15 protein-coding genes are annotated in these 21779 nt (G+C 39.5%); all 15 read right to left on the bottom strand.

The features are described from left to right. Positions 1-12: 12 nt before the first annotated feature. The gene (gene glf / locus FZ041_RS09790; protein ID WP_255449336.1) at positions 13-1128 is read right to left on the bottom strand and encodes a UDP-galactopyranose mutase; all 1116 of its coding nucleotides are present in this window, start codon (positions 1126-1128) and stop codon (positions 13-15) included. 32 nt (positions 1129-1160) lie between these two features. Next, on the bottom strand, positions 1161-2738 hold the full coding sequence (locus FZ041_RS09785) for an O-linked N-acetylglucosamine transferase, SPINDLY family protein (protein ID WP_149189420.1): 1578 nt from the start codon (positions 2736-2738) through the stop codon (positions 1161-1163). A gap of 16 nt (positions 2739-2754) precedes the next feature. Further along, positions 2755-3624 carry a nucleotidyl transferase AbiEii/AbiGii toxin family protein gene (locus tag FZ041_RS09780; RefSeq protein ID WP_222931155.1) on the bottom strand — a complete coding sequence of 290 codons (870 nt, stop codon included), beginning with the start codon at positions 3622-3624 and terminating at the stop codon, positions 2755-2757. 4 nt (positions 3625-3628) lie between these two features. Continuing rightward, the gene (locus tag FZ041_RS09775) at positions 3629-4213 is read right to left on the bottom strand and encodes a type IV toxin-antitoxin system AbiEi family antitoxin domain-containing protein (protein WP_075428986.1); all 585 of its coding nucleotides are present in this window, start codon (positions 4211-4213) and stop codon (positions 3629-3631) included. Positions 4214-4290: 77 nt separating this feature from the next. After that, the gene (locus tag FZ041_RS09770; protein ID WP_222931154.1) at positions 4291-5256 is read right to left on the bottom strand and encodes a sugar phosphate isomerase/epimerase family protein; all 966 of its coding nucleotides are present in this window, start codon (positions 5254-5256) and stop codon (positions 4291-4293) included. Beyond that, positions 5232-6479, bottom strand: coding sequence for a sugar phosphate isomerase/epimerase (locus tag FZ041_RS09765; RefSeq protein WP_149189419.1), 1248 nt, complete (start codon positions 6477-6479; stop codon positions 5232-5234). Before FZ041_RS09765 ends, FZ041_RS09770 begins: the two co-directional genes overlap by 25 nt. A 34-nt stretch (positions 6480-6513) precedes the next feature. Next, complete coding sequence (locus FZ041_RS14830; RefSeq protein ID WP_255449335.1) at positions 6514-8754, bottom strand: adenylyltransferase/cytidyltransferase family protein; 2241 nt, start codon at positions 8752-8754, stop codon at positions 6514-6516. A gap of 73 nt (positions 8755-8827) precedes the next feature. Beyond that, positions 8828-10144, bottom strand: a complete 1317-nt coding sequence (locus tag FZ041_RS09755; RefSeq protein WP_149189418.1) for a glycosyltransferase — start codon at positions 10142-10144, stop codon at positions 8828-8830. A gap of 31 nt (positions 10145-10175) precedes the next feature. Then, the gene (locus FZ041_RS09750; protein WP_187626360.1) at positions 10176-11219 is read right to left on the bottom strand and encodes an FkbM family methyltransferase; all 1044 of its coding nucleotides are present in this window, start codon (positions 11217-11219) and stop codon (positions 10176-10178) included. A 19-nt stretch (positions 11220-11238) separates the two neighbouring features. Further along, a complete protein-coding gene (locus tag FZ041_RS09745; protein ID WP_149189416.1) occupies positions 11239-13938 on the bottom strand; it encodes a glycosyltransferase in 2700 nt (899 codons plus the stop codon). A 101-nt stretch (positions 13939-14039) separates the two neighbouring features. Beyond that, positions 14040-16163: an HAD-IA family hydrolase gene (locus FZ041_RS09740; RefSeq protein WP_149189415.1), complete on the bottom strand. Its 2124-nt coding sequence runs from the start codon at positions 16161-16163 to the stop codon at positions 14040-14042. A 109-nt stretch (positions 16164-16272) separates the two neighbouring features. Further along, the gene (locus FZ041_RS09735; RefSeq protein WP_149189414.1) at positions 16273-17841 is read right to left on the bottom strand and encodes a glycosyltransferase; all 1569 of its coding nucleotides are present in this window, start codon (positions 17839-17841) and stop codon (positions 16273-16275) included. 16 nt (positions 17842-17857) lie between these two features. Next, positions 17858-19396: a glycosyltransferase gene (locus FZ041_RS09730; protein WP_149189413.1), complete on the bottom strand. Its 1539-nt coding sequence runs from the start codon at positions 19394-19396 to the stop codon at positions 17858-17860. Between the two features lie 88 nt (positions 19397-19484). Next, positions 19485-20777: a 6-hydroxymethylpterin diphosphokinase MptE-like protein gene (locus FZ041_RS09725; RefSeq protein ID WP_187626359.1), complete on the bottom strand. Its 1293-nt coding sequence runs from the start codon at positions 20775-20777 to the stop codon at positions 19485-19487. A gap of 41 nt (positions 20778-20818) precedes the next feature. Continuing rightward, positions 20819-21643 (bottom strand): CatB-related O-acetyltransferase, encoded by an 825-nt coding sequence (locus tag FZ041_RS09720; RefSeq protein ID WP_187626358.1) that lies wholly within the window; start codon positions 21641-21643, stop codon positions 20819-20821. Positions 21644-21779: the final 136 nt, after the last annotated feature.

Below are 21779 nucleotides of genomic sequence, written 5' to 3'. Positions count from 1 at the left end.
CAAACTATTACTTTATTCTTCAGCTGCTTCTCTCTTCACCGCTGACAATGCCGTCTCGATGACTTTATCCATGTCGTAGTATTTATACATTGCCAACCTGCCGCCAAGAATCAGCTTATCCTCCTTCGCCGCCAGTTCGGCATATTTTTCATAAAGCTGCTGATTCCGTTCGTCATTGACCGGATAATAGGCCTCTTCGCCTGGCTTCCACTCCTGCGGATACTCGCGGGTCACATAGGTTACCGGCTGCGTGCCGAACTCAAAGTGCTTATGCTCGATGATGCGGGTATACGGAACTTCCGCCGCCGTATAGTTCATGACCGCCACACCTTGATGATTTTCCTGTTCCAGCCGCTCTGTCTCAAACTTCAGGCCGCGATACTCCAGCCGCCCGAGCTGATAGGCAAAATATTCATCCAAGGCTCCTGTATAGACCACCTTGCGAGCCACGCCTTCATACTCCCCTCGGGATGCATTATAGTCGACGCCAGTCCTTACCTCGATGCCCTCCAGCAATCCCGCGATGATCTTATTATAGCCACCGATAGGGATTCCCTGATACAGTGCATTGAAATAGTTATTGTCATAAGTATAGCGCACGGGCAGCCGCTTGATGATGAAAGCCGGCAGCTCGGTACACTTGCGGCCCCACTGCTTCTCCGTATAGCCCTGGATCAGCTTCTCATAGATATCACGGCCCACCAGCGAGATGGCCTGCTCCTCGAGATTCCGCGGCTCACCCTCTATCTCAGCCCGCTGCGCGGCAATCTTTGCCGCTGCCTCAGCCGGCGTCGTCACGCCCCACATGGCATGGAACGTATTCATATTGAAGGGCAGATTGTAAAGCTCCCCACGGAAATTGGCCACCGGCGAATTCACATACTGATTGAAGTCCGCAAACTGGTTCACATACTGCCAGACCTCTTTGTTATTCGTATGGAAAATATGCGCGCCATACACATGCACATTGATGCCATCGCGCTCCTCACAACGGATATTGCCGCCCACGGCCTCACGCTTCTCCAGCACCAGACACTTCTTACCCCGCTTCGTCATCTCATGCGCAAACACCGCACCAAACAACCCTGAGCCTACAATCAAATAATCCAATCCATCCTGTCGCATCATGCTCTACTCCTGATTTCTTATCTATCCTAATGTTAAACCGATTCTTCATAAAGCCGCCCATATAGGGATTCCATTGCCCGCATATACGCGTCACCATCCATAAGCGGCAACTCCTGCATCATACGGCGAAGATTTGCCCGCAACAAAGCAAGCAGTTCCCAATCACCCGCAATCTTCACAGCAATGTCCACATAGCCTTCCGCCGCCTCGGCGACCAGCTCCTGCAGACCAAGATTTGCCAGAAAACTATAGCCGAATCTTGCCCCATGACGATTTCCCTTCAGCGTCACCACGGGTACCCCCATATAAAGGGCCTCGCAAGTCGTAAGACCGCCGGGATACGGACTAGTGTCCAAAGCAATATCCATATCATTATACTGTTCGAGATAATCCTTCGATAATCCTCTAAACTCGATGCGTTCCATTGGCATTCCGAGCCGCTCAAAACGCTGACGCGTATAGGAAAGACCTTCCTCCGTGCCCAAAAGCGAATGTTTCAACAATAGATGCGAATCCGGCACCCGCTGCAGGATTTCCTTCCACAGCAGCAGCATGCCATCATTGACCTTCGCAAAATTATTGAAACAACCAAACGTCACATACCCCTTTGCCAGACACGGCAACTGCCCCACCGCAGGGAACTTCGAAAACGGCTGATAGCAGAAATGACTCTGCGGCAGACGCAGTAATTTTTCCGTAAAATAAGACGAATATTCCTCCGGCGAACAATAACGATCAGACAGGAATCCCTGCATCTCCTGCATTCCCGTGCTATTGAAATAACCAATCCCGGAAATCTGTACTGGTGCCGGCCGATACGCAAACACCGGCAAGGCATTTTCCGCTGAGTGACCGGCTAAATCCACCAAAATGTCGATTTCATCAGCCCGTATCTGTCGCGCTATTTCCGCCCACGAACCGTCGGAAACATCCCGCCAGGTATCACAGCCCTGCTGCAAAGCCGCCGTCACATCATCAGGCCGCCGCACCAACGAATACCCATAAACTCGAAAGCGCTCCCTGTCATATTGACAAAACAGCGGCCGCACGAACTGTGCCACCGCATGATCGCGCAGGTCAGCTGAAAGATACCCCACACGTATCTTTTCATGCTGCCAGTCCGGTACTGGATATGGCTCTATCGCTAAATCCGCTAAGAGCCTCCGATACAGCGCATATAGCGACTGCATGTATTCCGCAGTAACGCCATCGATGGCATTGGCCGAAAAAAGCGCATTGCTGCACTCCACGAGCTTCTGCTCCTTATCCGGCTCAAGCTCCACAGATTTTTTAAACGCTTCTACCGAAAGCTCGCTCTCCCCAAGCCGCCGCAACACCGAGCCCAACATACTCCAGGCATCAGCCAAAAGTTTTGCCTCACCTGAATCCGCAAAACGTTCCAGCAGCTCCTCCAGCACCTTGACTTCTGACACATACTTCTGCCGGTCGCGCAGGATATACGCCATAAGCAGCATCCCACGCAAAGATTTCATGCCACTTTGCTGCCAAAACTCATCCAGCAACTTTTCCGCCTCAATCAAACGCCTTTGTTGCCATAAGCGGAACACATTCCGATAGGCCTCGATTAACCGCTGACGCCCATTTTCCATATCCCAACCACCTTAACTATATCGCCTCTACTTGGCTTGATAAAGCTCTAAAAAAATCTGTTCCCCAAAGCTGCAATTTTTCTTCCGTTTTGATAAAACTCCTCACATCCTGCTTTGCCTGTTCATAATCGATCGAATCAAATCTCTCAGCCAACATATTCCTCAAATCCTGAATGGTCAAAGTATCTTCTTTATTCCAGTGCCCAGTCTGCTCCAGGCGCTTTTGTAAATGGAACAGATTGACCTTTGTCCTATTCGTAATATACCAGACAAAGTCATAAATGTCTCGCCCTTTTACCCTGTTTCGCCAATTTCGACAAAGCACAGCGTGTAATTTACCGGCAAACAACGACGGTTCATCATACAATCGAACCATGTAAGGAACAGGACGCAGACCATACTTGATATCATACGAAGCGCCCGCAGGAGGATTCGTATCAATCTCCATCTTGATTTTTATTACCTCATGTGGTGCAATCCCTGGAAATCCACGCTCCTCTTTATCCCATATCGTAATCAATTGGATTATGGTTTCGCCCTTGATAAATGCCGACTGAACGTCGGTTTGATTGGCCTTTATCTTTTTAGAAACCGACATTTCTAGGCCATGACTTGCCAAAGCTTCCTCCACATAGGAAAAATATTTCTCCAACGAAAAGTCCGCATTCGGCTCAGCTAGGGAAAAATCCATATCTTCAGAAAAACGATCCAGCCCGTAAAAGATCCGCAATGACGTCCCACCATAAAAAGCCGCTTTTTGAAAAAAATCACTGTGGCTCAATCCATATAACGCAATCTCCTGGACAATCTCCTTCAACGCATTCCTATAGTCATCCGCCGTCTGTGGTTCATAGAACTTCATATAGTCATTCAATAACGTATCCACCAGCTCACCGCCCCTTGTCCAATAATTCCCCTAGCAAATTCAAAGTGCGCCGTCTATAGCGTGGCACCAGCTGCTGTAGCTCTTGTCGATTTAGCTGCGCAAAAGCTGCCTCATCAATACGCAAATCAGCAAACAACAATTCCCTCAATGCCTTTTGACTATATACGGGTTTCTGAACATACAGCATATCGCATAATGCCTTTTCTGGCGATGCAATTGCATAAAACATATCATTCTCCCTCTCACACTTAACCCCAAGCGGAAAAGCAGCCGCAGGAATATCACGATATGTAAAAACGCCCAAATCATTTTTATATATCTTGGAACGATTCTTCCGAAAAGTAGCTGAGGTACAAGCGTAAACACGCTCCGGAATCAAACCATATCTTGAAAGCGCAGTTTCAAACGAGATATACGACGGCCCATATATAACACCTGCTACTAGATATGAGGAAATTTTAGTGGTTGTTACATATAATCCTCTTCGCAAACGAAAAAGATTCCCCTCCTGAACCATTCGCTTGATTTTCATATCAGGATTGGCATAACCAGAAAAAGAATCTAATAAATCATATGTCGTTCTAATCATATCACTTTCCTCCACTAACTATAATTATATGATAGTTAGTGGAGGAAATCAAGATATCTTCAAATACTCTAAACGAGTTAAACAGAAATTCGTGTAGCAAAATACTGTCCAATCTTATGAATAAACTCCAAGGCATCCGCTTTCATCACATCTGGAAATGCCGTCAACACCGGTGCCGTCTCAAAACTCAATACACCTTGATAGTCAATATTCTGCAAGCCACGGATAAAACCTTCCCAATCCGTGGACGAGGCATTTTCCCGCGTCCGCGTGAACGTAAAGGGGATCTGATGCAAGTCCAGCCGCCCATCGTTATCATGGATATGCAGCACCTTCAGCCGCTGCCCCAGCTGCGTGAGGAAATACTCAAAATCCAATCCTATCAGGTTCGCATGGCCTGTATCAAAACAGAAGCCCAGCACCTCAGCACCATATTGCTCATTGATGCGGTCAATCCGCTCGACAGCCTTATCCACATTACAGCACGGTCCCTCAACGATATGGCCATTCAAGTTGTCATAAAGATTCTCGATACAGACCGTTATTCCCATCTCCTTGGCCATCGGTGCCAGATAGTGAATGAACCGCTCCGTCTCCGCCCACTCAGCCTCCTCAGCACCAAGGAAATACGTAAGCTTGAACCCATGGATTACGATATACGGACAGTCAAAGAACTTGCAAAGCTGCATACTCTTGGGCGCCATTTCCTCCCATAGATAACGGTTGAGCTCGTTATTCCCCTGCGGCACATAGGCAGGATAGGGCATATGCATCTGCCCAATCGTGATGCCCATCTTCGCAGCCGCCTGCTTATGCGGCCGGAAGAACGCCTCCAGTTCCGCCATTGACTTGTCAAAGAAATGGCTATTCTTCATCTTGTAGATATCCGTATTCCGCATATAACCATTCAAACTGAAATCCACATGCGAAAACCCAGCTTCCCGCAAAAGCCGGAAACCATTTTCCGGACAGGCATCATCGATTGCCTCTTTCGTCTGTACGCCGATTCCCTGTACCGTCATTCCTTCACCTGCTCTTTCCATGCATCCGACTCCAGCCGCTCAAAATGAAACGACGGCATGAACTCATCATTAAACCGCTCAATGGGATTCTTCAGTCCCATATCCCGCAGCTGTCGCTCGATTTCTTCATAATATATATTGCAGATAAATATCGCACAATCCTCCGGCAAGCTCCGTAAATCCTCCGGCGCATGCACCGAAAGTCCACAGAACTCTGTCCCCCAGACCTGCGGATTATTATCACAAGTATAAAGCGGCGGAAATTCCTCGCCATAGCATTTCATATAAGCCCGGCACATATTCCCCGCACCAAACAATACCCGACTGGGATAACGTCGCAAACACTCCTCCATTTGCACCTGCCAGGTCAGATACTCTGCCACCTTATGCGCAAAGGATAGCATCGCAGGACGCAACAGCCCTGACAAAGCCGTAAGCGTCGTCCGAAAATCCAGTACCGCAACGCCAGAAAAGTGCACTGCCCGCAAACCACGGATAAAATTCAGCCAATCCATGCGCGAACCGCCGCCATGCGCCGACGAAAACGGTAACAACGAATCATCATGGACACCATCGTTTTCCCGCAGGATAACCGCCTGCAAGCGTGCGCCTAAAGCAGTCACGAAATCATACATATTGATTCCTATGAGGTTACACACCCCCGCATCAAGACAAAAGCCCAACACCTCTGCCCCTAACGCCGCATTGATTTCATCGACAAATGCCACCGCCTGCGCTGGCTCACCACAGAACCCACGCACCAAATGACCGTTTATATTCCTATAACTATTCACCACGAGCAAGCGGACTTTTGCCGATTGTGCCATTCGCCCCAGTCGCAGAAAGTATTCACGGTTCTTCGCAAAATTCTCTGCATAACTACCACCAACCAAACTACGCACCACTAGCATGTCAATACTATACTGAGCAGACTTTTGGATACAAATCTCTGCCAGTCTTATCTCAAGTTCTTCCGAATCCGGAATCTTCTGCTCGGACTCAAAATGCGGAGCAAAAGCCAAGCCAAGTAACACTCCCTGTCGCTTGGCCTCCTCGACATACCGATCCGCCCACTCCTGCCAATGAGCCTCAGCCTCAGCCCGCCGTTTTTTCCCAGCAAAACCACCAGCAAACAGCCCAAAATCCACCACCGTCTCAGCAAAGCCACTCTGACCAAGCTTCTCCAATCCACCACGCGGCCGCCTATGCTCAACAATCCCCACCGGAGAACAAACTACCTTCATACTTACACCTGCCTAAACAAAACCACTCTTGCTATCAAATCAGCCGTTCCGTAATCAACTTCTTGAGCTTTGTCGACGACGTACTCTGCGTATACGGGAAGAACACCATCGTGCTGCCCCGTTCCTCCAACCATGCTTTCTTCTTCAGCCATACCGAATCATGTTCGTAATCACTACCAGAGAATTGTACATCGAAGTGATAAAGCTTCCAAGCCATATTCGTATCCGGATGCTCGAAGGGGATTTCATGTGCCTCATCCACGTAGCGGCAAGCTCGCACCATTTCCAAGCGCTCCTCAAACGGCACAAAAGGCTCTACCTTCTTGCCCTCACGCACCTGGCGGTCAGACACCACGCCTACAATCAAATAATCGCACTGTTCCTTTGCCCGGCGCAGGAGATTCAAATGCCCGATATGAAAAAGATCAAAGACTCCTGCTACATACCCAATATGATACTTTTTCTTCTCCTGTTTGAGAGAAACTTCCGCATTCGCTACCATTGGCGCTCTAGGAACCACATAACTTTTGCCTGGATTGAAAATACTGTAATCATCAACGCGCAGAGACTCCAACTGCTCCATAACGGGCAGGAAGTCTTTGATGCAAACCAAGACCTTGCACTCTCCCGGCTGCATCTTTTCCAATATTGCCGGTGGCTGGATTTGCACGCCATGGATTTCTTTTCCCCATGCCGCTTCATTATTATCAACGATAGCATATACCGGATAACGGACACGATAAAGATTCATAAATTCATGCGCATATCTGCCACTACCGAAAAGAATCAACTTCTTTGTATCTGCATCCTGGAATATGTCAAAGAATAATTTCCGATAATCTCGAGCGGGATAATTCATCCGTCTGCGATTTGCCTGCATTATGTCATCATCTCGCCGCACCTGGCGATGATATTCGCGTAAAATATCTTCCTGACGCAATTTCCGTAAGAACGCCCACTCCATCTCCAGCCATCTCTGTTTTTCCGCTAATAATCCATACCGCTCATATAATTCATCTGCCGGAAGTATCTGATGCAACTCAGAATTGCCCGCATACAAAGTCGCAATCATGCGCGTCAAAACTACATTTACCGGATAGTTCGGTTCTGAAAACTCCTGATCAAAGAAAACGAATTTTCCATCCAGATAAAAACTGTTCAATGGGACCATATCAAGAAAGGCCTCATCAAAGAGATCTGTCTCTCCCTTCTCTCCTCGCGCATCGATAAATTCTCCGCGATGAATCGGTGAAGACGCCAAAATTGCATCCCGAAAATCATCCATAACCTGTAAAAACGCCGCTTTATCCTTCAATAATAAGTTTTTTAAATAGACCTGACCTGTCACGGACTCGATATAGGGCATGACATAGTGTCCATCATCCTCTAAATGCCCCTCCACGACAGGCACACCACGTTGCTGCAACGTCTCCATATGCTCTACCAAGCACTTTAGGCGATCCTTCCCTTCCGGGTAAATTACTTGCTTGCTGACTGTACCATCATCATGTATTACCGTCATCATGGCATTTTCTTTGCCACGTTCCACAGACGACGTCACATAAAGTGCATCCGCAAATTCTCCTGTCAACGAACATTCTATCAGAAAGGCGTTCGCCATCCGATGGAACAATCCATTATCGGCCAAAGTTCCATATAGAGACTCTTCCTGTAAGAATACAGATGGTGGATAATGATAGTTCGTGAAGAGGCGATTAGCCATATCCTCCTTTGGCAACTGCCCATCTGCGAAAAGAAACACCGGCTCAGCTAAATTCGGCAGAACCGAGTAAAACTTCCACCGTGACCAACCAGCAGCAGATAACATCGCCTCTATTTCGTTACGAGCATACATTCTCCCCGAAGAAGATTTCCCTCGACGATAGTTCTCCACGCCATCAAAGGATTCATTAGTATAAAGATCACGATCTCCACAGAAATATCGCACACCTAATCGATTATTTAGCCCTAACAAAAGGACGCCATCTCTAACCAACAGCTTCTGAAGCTTCATTAAAACTTTCACTGGATTAGTGGCATGTTCCAAGCTGCCTATCAATAACACATAATCAAAAGATCCTTCTACCTCTCCTGATTGCTCAATTCCTGCAACAACCAAATCCATCTGGAAATCATTGCGCAGTACAACACCCAAAGCATCATCTTCGCCCAAAAGCAATGCTCTGCGCCCTTTCTCGAACGGATACCAACGGATCAGCGCTGTTGGCAAATATTCAACAAGTTTTTGACCATTTATCCCAGCTATATCAGTCAATATCATAAACCTCCCCTATTTATGCATCCCATATATCCCCGAATATACCGATTCAACTATCAGCAATCAAATATCATACACGCAAGGCCTGTCGCACCTCTGGCATAAACGACACCACATGCGTAAAGCCTTTATCAAGTAGATTCGCCAGTATCTCTGGCTGTGCCTTCATACCTGTAGCCATTAAAATAACATAATTTGCCTGCTCTAAAACCAACTCATCAACGCAACGAACTCGAACTCCCTTCACATAATCATCATTGTCTGCCATATCTGACACCACAAAACAATCGATTTGCTTACCATGGACACGCAGTGCATCCAAAGCCGCTCTTCCAACTTTTCCAGCACCGTATATAGCAATCTTTGGAGCTTCATCAAACACACTAAAAAAACCATTCATTACAATATATTTACGCCATAACATCACACAATTATCAAAGAAAAACTGCTTAGGATCATCCAACAACTTTTGTAAAGCAATCCAACTCCATTTATTCCAAAATTCTTTATGCAACCGGCCATTTCGTTCATATTGAATCATTTCATCGCACATATGGTTATAGAAATTCCATTGGCTATCAAAAGTAAGCCATCTATCAAAACAATTCCACAGATAATGTCCCCATCTAAAATATGGGATTAAATATTGATATTTATCATCCCAGTCATCCCGTGAAGAAAGGAACCTCTCAGCCTCATCATACTCATCGCACACACAGAAGAGTTTACCATTACTACGTACAGACGCATTCACATTATCGCGACGATAATGATAAAATGCTTTTTTCGTAAACACCGCTCGCTCAGCAGATGCAAATACTTTTGTCCGCCAAGCTATATCCTGAAATGATGCACCTGGTGTCTCTGAAAAAGATATGTCATTCTCTATCAAAAATGATTTCTTATACAGATTACTCCAAATACTCGGATTTAAATCAAAAATTTCAAAAGTATCTTCTTGTGACACAACTTTATCATACCACTCATCAGAAATAACATCACAAAATACATCCGAACCATTTGTATGAATCCAAAACGCAGATTTCACTACATCTGCATCATTATTCTTTGCTATATCATACAAAAATGAAAACATATTATTTTCTATAAAATCATCACTCTCGACAATTCCTATATACTCCCCCTTAGCAACAGATAACCCCAAATTCATTGTCTTCCCATAGCCACTATTAGGCTTATCAATTACACGAAATCGTGAATCGTTCCGTTCGTATTTATGTGCAATTTTAGAAGAATCATCTAAAGAACCATCATTTAAGCATATAATCTCAAGCTCCAGCATATCCTGTGCTGCTAAACTTGACAAACATTGGTCTAAGTATTTTTCTACATTACATATCGGCACTAAAACTGAAACTTTACACACGTTTTATTCCTCCAAAAATACATTAAATATATTAAAAAGCGTACAATATAGTTTCACAATCATTGAAAAAATAATGACGCATATAAAATTTATAATCCGCATTAAAACTCAATATTATATTCGGTATTTCCCATAAATCTGTAGGTTTATGGTATACGGATATTGCCAGTTTAGGCATCCATTTACGAATAGTCTTTTCAGCACCATATAGTCCCTTTAATTCCGCACCTTCTACATCCATTTTTATAAATGTAACACGTTCTCCAGCTAATTCATCATCGATTGAAGCAACAGATATCGTATCATTACCAATTGCTTTCTCATCCTCGATGATTTTAGATCCAGGACCATTTTCTCTAAATTGTAATACAGTATTTTTATCCCATACCCCTTTATTGAACAAAGTAGTATTCTTTAGTGTATTATATATCTTCGCACAATTACTATAACTAGCTGCATTAGGCTCAAATCCATATATATGATCATATTTATCATTAGACCACTCCGCAAATCTTATAGCTGACATTCCATCAAAAACGCCAGCATCTATAAAGACCTCATTATCCTCATGTTCGAAATATGGACAATCAAAGTATTGTTTATACACAGGTTTATCTACAATATCAGCAAGGATTAAAATATTATCGTCACCAAATCCATTAGACATCAACTGATTGTATATCTCTTTTCTTGCTCCATAGGCTGTAATAATTATAAACTCATTTTTATAATTATTACATAATTCATCAAATGAAATGACCGGAATACCCAAGCACTTGCTGCCAGCTGGTAAATAATTATCCACATATAATAATGGCTCTACATTAAAAAATTTAGGCAATGCATATCTGGGAATTGAACTCCACCAACCTGCCCCAAAGAATATTACTTTTTGGTGCCTATGCTTCTCAAAAACATTAAGCAAATGTTTATAATCATCAATTTCATAAATAATTTTATTCATAAAGCTCGGATCTTCTGTTATATTATACATTAATCGATCAGAATATATCTGTTTTGATTTGTCGTCCTGCATTTTACTATATGTCTCTTTTATAACTTTTGGCACTATCATTTCACATATCCTCCTCATATTAAAAAAGTATACTATTCCAAAAATCTTTCAAATTATTTTTTCTATTGTTAATTAAAATCCTTTCATGTGCAGCCGTACCTAATATATGCAACAAATCTCTTTGTCTATATAGTTTTCCAATGACCTCTACAATTTCATCAACATCACCTACAGGAACCACGTACCCATTTCTACCATTATCTATATCATCCAAGGCCCCCGATGTATCGGTAACAACTGGTACAGCTCCTGCTGCCATAGCCTCTGCCTTTGAAATACTATTACCTTCCCAATCCGAACAAGAAACCATAACATCTTGTGTTTTCCAAAAAGATACCATTTTCTTCTTTGGTAACTGCCCCAAGAAATCAACTTTACTCCCGAAACCTTGCCTTTTCAATTCTTCTTCCATACTTTTCCTATAACTACCGTCACCAGCAATAGTAAATTGTATATCCATATCTTTCTTTAAGAGCATTATAATAAGTGACAACAGTAAATCAGCTCTTTTCTGTTCTATTTCCAGCCGACCAGCATAACCAATTTTTAAACTATCACCTACGCCTGACCACCCGCGTTCCAAACATTCAACACATGGAATATACCACCCAAGATATTTGATCTTATTAGTGGGAATATGATAAACATCCAGCAACATTCTTTTTTGTTTAGAACTCATATACAAAATACGATCAATACTATCGATATATTTTGCGTAAGTCTCATAGTACTCCTTCATATCATTATGAACAACAGCTATTATTCTTATATCTTTATGGCAACGACTCTTAAGCCAAGCCATAATATCTAATATTATATTGCAAAAATTACAGATATAAACGAACCTGTTTTCGCTTAATAATTTTCCAGCAACAATCAAACCATATTCAAGATCACGAGTCTTACTATCTTGCGTTATCCCTATAACCTCTTTATCGGTCATATCATAAATTTTCGTTTCATAACTACGGGAAATATACTTGACATTTTTACCATTATTCTTTAAGTAATTTCCCATATCTACTGACCAGGATTCAACGCCCCCCAAAACCACACCATTGCCCAGATCAAAATAAATATCATTCCAAGATTTACTTTCGTCATCATTTGTATGGTGCAATAATCTCATAAGTCGTGGTAAGACAAAATCTAAAAATTCCAACCGATTTTCATATTTGTATACATTAGCAGATACAAGCCCCTTGGACACAATCTTACTCTTTACTTCTTCCCCTCCGTGTGCCATAGTAATTAGGATACTTGCCTCCTTGGCAAATCCTTTCCCTTCGACCTCAAAAAAATCCCTCGCACTTAAGACTGGCACCTCACCTACATATTTCTTTTCCGTGCCCACATTCATATCAAGATAACAAACAGGTTCTATCTTATGTTTAGAGAACAACGATCCGCATTTCTTTCCAATTTTCCCCGCCCCATAAAAAATAAATTTATCAAAAGGACGGAAAATTTCCATCTGTTCCTGCTCAAGCCCCAACTCCAACAGTTGACGTTTCAATGTTAAACCAAAAAACTTGGAAGTAATCACATAATAAGCATGAGGATACGCTTTGCAGCATTCTTCCACCGACAATGCACCAGTAATACGACCATTATCACAACAGGCTTTTACTTTTATCCCCTGCCCCTTGCAAATCGCCTCTAGGCACTTCCCTCTTTTCCCATAGCCAACGATAATAACATCTCTATCCTCTAATCGCTCTACGAGATTCTTTTCCCATTTTTTCTGACATTTTATTATCCTGCTCATAAAAACAGCATACGTTACAGGATGATCCATCAGCATAGAAAAATCCCATTCATCCGTATCGTAATGCTCGAAAAATGGCCTTATCTTCAAATAATCTTTCTCCAACATTAGATGAAAATCATATTTAGCAGACATACGACCAAACTCGTTCATAAAAATATGCGAAAGTCGTCTCATTACCAACGGAAAACATCTAGAACTTTTGATACTTTCTTTTTTTAATAAGAATCTAATTTCCTGATATACGAACTCCAACACCTTTGGATTTAAAGTAGAGGATCCCTCTCGCATATACCGATACTGATACATAGCCTTATCTACGTAATACAAGCTTTTGGCTACAGCTAACACCTGTAGAACAAAACCTATATCCTGAAAAGCAGCACCAGATGTCTCATTGCATAATATTTCGTTTTCCCTTAAAAAATCCGTTCTATATATACCACTCCATATATTGAAATCCGAACCCAAAATTATATCTTTAACCGTATCGTCCAATTCATTTAACTCGATAACCCTATTGTAATATTCCTTCTTCCTAAACAAAGGGATATATACTTTTCTTTCCTTCATCCCCTCTACTTCTATGACCCTTTGGTAATCTGCCTTGACTATTTCCGCTTCTGTAGATTCGCCGATTTCAAAGAGCGTCTCATACATATCTTCAACAATATAGTCATCTGATTCGACAATAGCCGTGTACATTCCCTGAGCTAGGCTGATGCCAATATTTACCTGATGACCATAACTTTTTACGTCACTATTTACAAAACGGATTCTGTCATCATATGCTGCGATTTTTTTTATTTTTTCTGTTGTCCCATCCGTAGAGTTGGCATCCACGCAAATAATTTCAATATCCTTTAAACTTTGTCGCATCACACTTTCAATACATTGCTCAATATATTGTCCAACGTTGTATGACGGTATTATTACTGATACCTTTACCATCGTGTCACGACCTCCTTTTCATTCCTAAATAAACGCTATCGCCTCCTATAGCATCATTCATTCCCCTTCCTCTAACACATATCACGACTAGATCAAAACTACTATAAATTTCTAATTATTTTCATTTCATTTATGACATCATATCCTGATAAATAATCATGTGATACAAATTTGTCAATTATAGAATCATCCATTATCGAACATGTCGGATCTAAAAGATCAAGCATATTAAGCATTAAACATATAGAACGTTTCCTTGTATACCATTTCTTATCTAAATATGAATTAATAAACTTTTCCATATTAACCTGCAACTCTTTAAGCATCTCTGCATCATACTTTGTATCATCATTAAACAACGGTTCTCCGTCTTGATCAAATGCTATTAACTGACCTCCGCTAGAAGCATATACTTTTTCTAATATCATACTCTTCTTAGAAAATGATGATAAAGACGATATCTCTTTAGCGTATGTGCTTTTATTAAGTAAATCTTCATTATCTTTATTGACTATCAGTCTAACCGTCAATAAATTTATCTTTTTCGCGATAAGATTTGATAAACTAGACAAGCTATTACCAGTAGTTTGAATGTCCACTAGGTATATTTCTTTATATTTTTCTAAATTCTTTTTGTTTATATAGCGCAAGAAATTATCCCTTTTCTCCTTCGAAATCGATACTATTTCACTTCTATGATTGGCTAATTCTACTCGCAAACATTCATTAAATTCTTCATCATCCATATCTCCAAACAAACCATCATATGACAAATTATAATCCGTGCCGTATACCAAATTTAGATATTCTCTGAATTTCATATTACTATAGGCCTTCCGCGCATATTGAAAACCTGGTTCTATTCTATCAAACGATGTTATCTCCCCACCTCTAAGTGCTTGACGCGACACATAAAAATAATCTGCAGTAGGTATATCCAATCCAATAGCTTTAAGTTTTTGATACATCTGATATAAGAAATAACAATCACGTGACGAAAACAATACAATCGCATTTTTTCCTTTCACTTTATCTATAATCCAACTGATAACCCCCATAGCCACACCAACAAAACAAGAACAAGCCATTGTTGCTAAATTATCGAATTTTATTTTTCCCTTACCTAAAGACAACGCAAAAGGCGAATTAAACAAAACATTTATAACCTCGCCCAAAAAAATCTTATCGTCTAAGTTAGTTACATTTTTTTTTATTTTTGCAATAGCAGATGTTTCCAACATTTCTTTCGCACTCATTACCACAAAAGTCGAAATTCCAAATCGTCTTGCCATTTCGCCATCACTAAACCAGTTATCACCAACATGTATTATTTTTTTGTTTTCTTTCACACTATTTAAAAATACTTTATATAAGCCTCCATCATGCTTTGTCATGCCCCACTCATTAGAGACAAATATTTTCTTGTAACCACTTATCCCATTTTTTTTCAATATAGTGTCTAATACGCATGATGGCAAATACATGTCAGATATTAAATATACTTCTTTACCTTTATCAGTAGCATATTTTAACGCATCAAGCACTTGCACCCTAGGGCACAAAACTTTTTCTTCCCACAACAATTCCATAGCCTTTATTTCATCTATATCGCTCAATGAAATTGCATTTTTTTTACTCATATATTCATATATTTCATCTAGGCTTGGCTCCTTACAATCGAGACGAAGTATTTTCTCTGATTCAATTCTCCACTCCGCAAATGGTATATTATTCCCATTTTCTCTTAATTCTCTTTCGACCAGAAAAAAAACATCTCTAGGTTCAAGGACCTTACGCATTAATAGCGTATCAAAAATATCAAATGTTACTATTTCATTATCATCAATCTTTTTGCAAAGATCTTCGTAACAGACATCCCAATAAGGATTACGTATATTCTCCACATTCAATCTATGCCCTTGCATATCAAATACAGGAAATTCTGCTGGTAATATTCCCTTTATCCTATTATATACAATTCTAGTAGATGCCGGTGTTGCAGCAATGACTATTACGTCACTCAAGTTTAAAGCTTTATATATAGAGACAACTGGAAGCCCATACAATTCACTTCCTACAATATTATCGTCTATTAAGCACCGAATATTATATCCCTTGATATTCTTCAAAATATATTCCGCATTTTTTCCGACGCCATATATTGCCATAGATGAATTTCTATATTCCATAAAACTTTCATCAAAATTCTTTTGGGCATAATCCATTTTATTCCTCTTTCTAAATAAAAATATTCAACAGAAATATACCTAATATAAAAACATATCTTTTTGTTTATTCAATCATATCCGAAACTTTGTTACATAAAAAAATCAATCACAGCTTACTCCAAACTATTTCCCTAATTTTTTTCCTCAGTATATATATTGCCACATCATTATAATACCAAGGAAAGCAACCAAACTTATATGTCTCATCTGTGTAACAATATTGTGGATCTATTTTTACAGATATGACATTGTATTTATTCTTAATATAATTATAATAAGACGCAAGACGATGATTGATCCTTCTTATTTCATTCAAGTTGTTGTATGACTTTCTATTCTTAAAAGAACCATATTGTTCCACTAAATACAACTCAATTAAAATAATTTCTGTATTGGTTTTTTTTATATTACCATAAAAATCATCCACCGCTTCCTCCCATACAGCCTTCCCTTCTCTAGAATCTCTATCCAATATTTCAACATTATCTTTAATTTTGCATTGAGTTTCAATCGCTTCACTATATAAAAGCATACTGTCTTTATATGTAATTATATCATTACGTTCATCCAGCAAATCAACAATTATATAATCATATTTTTGTGTATTACATTTCCATAACTTTCCCAAATCTTTCTTTATCATTTCTATACGATACGTATTATTGCCAACATAATCCAATAGTAAATTGTTTTTTATTGGTTTACTCATTATACTTATAATACTCGTAAATGAATATACATCATTTTGATAATCAGGAAATAAAACCAAACCATCATACACTTTTGCAGCAATATGACTTCCAATACTTGCAATTTTTTTTGATGTATCATCTATCGAAAAATTCTTACGATAAAAATCAATCATTTCTCTTTGAATATTACCTGCATCAAATTCTCTTGCCATTCTCCATCTAGGAGACAATTGAGAACGACATAATTCCAAATATTCCCTTTTGTATTTTTCAAAAATATTTCTATCCTTGGCTAAATATAATAAATATTGCAAAGCAATAATCATTTCTTTATATTTTAATCCGTGCAAATGCATTATGCTACCAACACGTTTTCTATAATTATATAAAGGCATTTCAACAACAGCATATGAACAAAAATAATACACTAATACCCCATATACAGCAGTGTCTTCATATATAATATGAGGAAACTCTATTCCGATTTTTTCCCACGAGCTTTTTTTATACAACGCTGCACATACACTCGCATTAATCCCTAAAGCTACGCGATCTTCAATACCAGCATTAATAAAATTAAATATCGATCTAACATTCGATATCTTACTAACACCGTTATCCATACGGATGACGGTATCACAATAAACCGCATCGACATTATCCGAAATTTTTGAAATCATCTTCTCTAGATAAAACAAGTCTAACCAATCATCTGAATCAAGAAATGTTATCCATTCTCCATTTGCTTTTTTTATGCCATAATTTCGAGCTGAGCCCAGCCCACCATTTTCTTTATAAAAATATATAAATCTATGGTCTCTCTCACACCATTCATTGCATATTGCTTGACAACCATCCGTACTACCATCATCGACTAATATCGCTTCAAAGTCGCCATATGTTTGATTTGCAACACTTTGCAAGCACTCATTTAAAAACGGTTCAACATTGTATATAGGAATTATAATCGAGACTTTAGCCATTTTATCACCTAATTCGCTATCCGTTTACCAAGGCATCTATTATTTTACCATAACGTTTAACAAAAGCATCATTCGAAAAATATTTATCATATATTTTCCTATTATGATTTTTTTTGCACACCAATCTATCCATCAAACATTTATAGTCAGTATCATCGTCAACCAAGTTTATATTATCACTAACATTAAATTCTGTATTCCCGGGAACATTCGATAGTACAATCTGTAAATTATGATACATAGCCTCTAGTGTAGCCAAATCAAAAATGCTTATTCTGTGCAGCATGATGTATACATCCGATATAGAAAACAGATAATTTATTTGCTCATGTTCCATAAAATCAAACTGAATATAATCAACCGAAGAATTAGATAAACAGAGCCTATCCATTTCAGCTCTAACTTTGTCCTTCAGCACTCCATTAGCAACAACAATCCATCTAATTTTCTTCGTTACATACTTTGAAATTATTTCCAAAAACATCGGTATCCTATCCATACCCTTTGAAGTAGTCATTTGACCAACACTAAAAAAAGTTATATAGTCATCATCCTTTTCTACTCCACTTACAGGACAATATGATTTAAAATTACTCGGAAGCAACGTATTATATGCCGCATCTCCTCCTTTATATTTTAAATCATATCCCCCCCAAGTCTTTCCAAAAAAATATTTTGCCCCACTACTAGGAAAAACTACACAAAATGCGTTTCGCAAGCTAAATTCTTCTAACCTATATATCAATTCCTTCTCTTTTTCTCTTAAACATATCCCCATTTTCTCCATTTCATAAACCGTCTCGCCTTGGCTATGATATACTAAAGCATATTTCTTTCCATTTGCAGCTAAACCTGCTGCTGAAAAAATATCATGAGAAATATATGCTGTATCCTCATCTTTAGATGATATTTCCTTTGCAAATTCCACTGCGCCTAAAACATTAGGGCATGTATAATCCAAACTAAGCGATATCCAATTTTCTTTTTTATAGCTATAACACAGATCGATGTTATTATATTTATCTCCCAATAAAACCTCTTGTGTATACAGAACTTTTCCAGCACCTCCCATCATTGCAATTTTTGATATATCAAATGTCCTATATGCAATACTTCTTACCTTCGTAATTTTTTCTTTTATATGTTTTTTTTCTACCTTTATGATATCATTAACATATCGCAAAGAATTATCTATTATTTCCTTCTTGCTCAATCGTACCAACGACTCTTCTTTTACCAAAAAAATTCTATCATCATTTATATATTTTCTTAAAAAACCATATATACTTTCAGCATTACTATTAACTGCCTTATCATTCCCTGCAATTAGATATATCAATTCTTTTTTCTCTTCTTCAGCATCGAATTTCGATATCTCTATGCCTAATATTGACTCTCCACATTTCTTTTCATCATTATCATAAACAATAATATTTTTTATATCATCTTCTATTAATCGAAAAATCAATCGTTGTCCATAGTGCCCTGCTCCAAAAACGGCAAAATTACAATTTCTATTCTCACTTACGACTTCATTATAATCAAACCATTTCACGTTAATTTATCCTCCGTCAGTTCTAACATTTTCCTCTGTCACTCTATCATTTATTCAGTTGTCGTTTTCCTTATCAAACCACACCATCTTAGAACAGACTATCAAAATCCACCCGTTCGAATACCTCCAGTTTCCCTCCCCGAGTAGCGTTGTATATCTTCACGCCTTTTTCCTCTGCATAGTGGCGCGCAACTTGATAGCTCACAAAAGTCTCCTGTACTGGGAATGACGTTCGCGGCTGTTTGTCTGTACGACTGCAATATTCTTCAATAAAATGATTTCCTTCATCCTGAGGCATTCCTTTGTAATCGCAATCCGCTCCAATCAAGTATATTTCTTTAAAGCCCATGTACATCGCCATTTGCAGGCAAGAAAAGACGACTGTTCTCCCTCCTGAGACAAACCGACTTATTTCCTTAGAAAATCTTGGCCATCCATTCACTCTGTCATTCGAGAGATGATAAACATGCATATTTTCCCCCAACGGTTTAGCAGACCACTGGGAGATACCCGTATCAGCCAAAAAAATATTTGGCAACTTCAAATCCCTCACCTCATGCTCATATTCCGTTAAGCCATGCATGTCTTCAAATAAATAATAATCTGGCCGCCATTGCGTTCTATCGAAACATCTATAGACCATATTCACACTCATACATAGCTCATTTTTCTCATGCAACCTATCCAGATCTGCTAGTCTAAGACTTGGACCAGTTGCCACAATAAAGAGCCTTCGCTCCGCTCTCTTATGTATGTTAAAATATTTTCTAAGTTCCGGATGATGATATTTATCCATCTGCAAAGCAAGATTCCAAAAATCCTCAATTCTATTGGCTGGATATACGCAACTTGCCGTTTCGATATTTTTTTCTGCACACAATATAACATTTTTATTGTTTGGCTTAGTCTCTACTCTTATACCTAACTGCTGTGCTTGTTCAAAAGTGATACCTTCAAGCCCTGGAAGAAAAGAAACTTCCTGCCATCCATGCTGTTTGAGATATTCATATAATAAAATAGCAAAAAGATTGATACCATAAATATACAAAGGTAATTCTTTAGGGAATCTACTTAAATTAAGATCTCCAAAATGAACCGGCATTCCTAAAGAAATTTCAGATGGTTCTTCTACCGTATAAATAACAGGTATATCCTTATAATCGTGAAGAACAAGGTTTATCTCATCAGCATAAAGCGGGGAAACAATAATAGGATACCCAGCATAATCCTTCTGATATCTCTCAAAAGATATTACCGGAATCCCCTCTAATGAATCCATTACTTTATGGTTCTTATCGATAAAAGCCACTATCCTTTGCCCCAAAAGACCATGTAGCCGTTTTCCTCTAAGCCCAGCTCCCCAAACTACAAATTCCAACATGTTATCAATCACTCTCTTTTCCTTTCGGGCACTAATATATCTCATTCTATATATTTTTCTATAAATTCATCTATAGGCAAGAAAAAATCATCATATCTCTCCCTAATGACTTCATCATCCCAATTCCACCATTTTATCCGTTCCAAATCCTCTATCTGTTTAGGATTATAACGAAACTTTATAATACGGGCTGGAACACCAGCCACGATGGCATAAGCCGGTACAGTTTTGGTAATAACAGCTCCAGCTGCGGCTATCACTCCATCACCTATGTCCGAATAATTGGTTATAATTACATTCGCTCCCAACCATACATCATTACCAATAGTTATACGATGTACACCTGGCACCTTACCTTGAGGAACAAGTCCCGAAATATACCATTCTTCGGATTCCCAGGCCTCATACGGAACTTCCTTGAATCCCTCTACATTTTCAAATCCACCACTACCAGTCAAAAAAGGCGATGTAGAAAGTAAATTAGTTGGATGATTGTTAATTACTGTGGAACCAGCAGCAAAACTGCAAAAAGCTCCCACTTGTTTTACCAAAGGATGATTACAAAGGCCTCCATAACTATGTTTACCACATTGTGTCTTTTCCCAATTTTTAGGATTCCAAAGGCCTCCACGATTCAAATCCTTTTGAAAAACATCCAATATACGTTTCTCCGAAATAATCCCTAATACTTTTTCGCGGAGTATATCATGTATAGCTGGATCCGCTGTAGCAAGAATTAAAACTATATCTTCATTACCCTCTTTATTCAATTCAATCAATGCAGATGACGCTTTTACATGGGGATTAAATTTACTTATATTTTCATCGAAAATATACACAGGATTCAAGCCAAACTGCTCTTCCAAAATCCTTTTAGTAACAACACCAAGCTCTCCAAAAGGATATATAGCAAACCGTCCCCCCCGAAGGACTTTTGTAAGCTATTTTTGATGCCATTAGAGATTTTTTAAAAGTCAGTCATGTTTCTCATCCTTTAAATAA

It is taken from the genome of Pseudoselenomonas caprae (genome assembly GCF_008271345.1).
GTDB classification, from domain to species: Bacteria; Bacillota; Negativicutes; order Selenomonadales; family Selenomonadaceae; genus Selenomonas_A; species Selenomonas_A caprae.
Note: the sequence above shows the minus strand (reverse complement) of the source record. Positions and strands in the feature narration are given on the sequence as shown.

Coding starts and splice junctions, on each gene's coding strand:
- glf (WP_255449336.1), bottom strand. CDS start 1,128: ATGATGCGACAGGATGGATTGGATTATTTGATTGTAGGCTCAGGGTTG.
- FZ041_RS09785 (WP_149189420.1), bottom strand. CDS start 2,738: ATGGAAAATGGGCGTCAGCGGTTAATCGAGGCCTATCGGAATGTGTTC.
- FZ041_RS09775 (WP_075428986.1), bottom strand. CDS start 4,213: ATGATTAGAACGACATATGATTTATTAGATTCTTTTTCTGGTTATGCC.
- FZ041_RS09770 (WP_222931154.1), bottom strand. CDS start 5,256: ATGGAAAGAGCAGGTGAAGGAATGACGGTACAGGGAATCGGCGTACAG.
- FZ041_RS09765 (WP_149189419.1), bottom strand. CDS start 6,479: ATGAAGGTAGTTTGTTCTCCGGTGGGGATTGTTGAGCATAGGCGGCCG.
- FZ041_RS09750 (WP_187626360.1), bottom strand. CDS start 11,219: ATGATAGTGCCAAAAGTTATAAAAGAGACATATAGTAAAATGCAGGAC.
- FZ041_RS09745 (WP_149189416.1), bottom strand. CDS start 13,938: ATGGTAAAGGTATCAGTAATAATACCGTCATACAACGTTGGACAATAT.
- FZ041_RS09740 (WP_149189415.1), bottom strand. CDS start 16,163: ATGGATTATGCCCAAAAGAATTTTGATGAAAGTTTTATGGAATATAGA.
- FZ041_RS09735 (WP_149189414.1), bottom strand. CDS start 17,841: ATGGCTAAAGTCTCGATTATAATTCCTATATACAATGTTGAACCGTTT.
- FZ041_RS09725 (WP_187626359.1), bottom strand. CDS start 20,777: ATGTTGGAATTTGTAGTTTGGGGAGCTGGGCTTAGAGGAAAACGGCTA.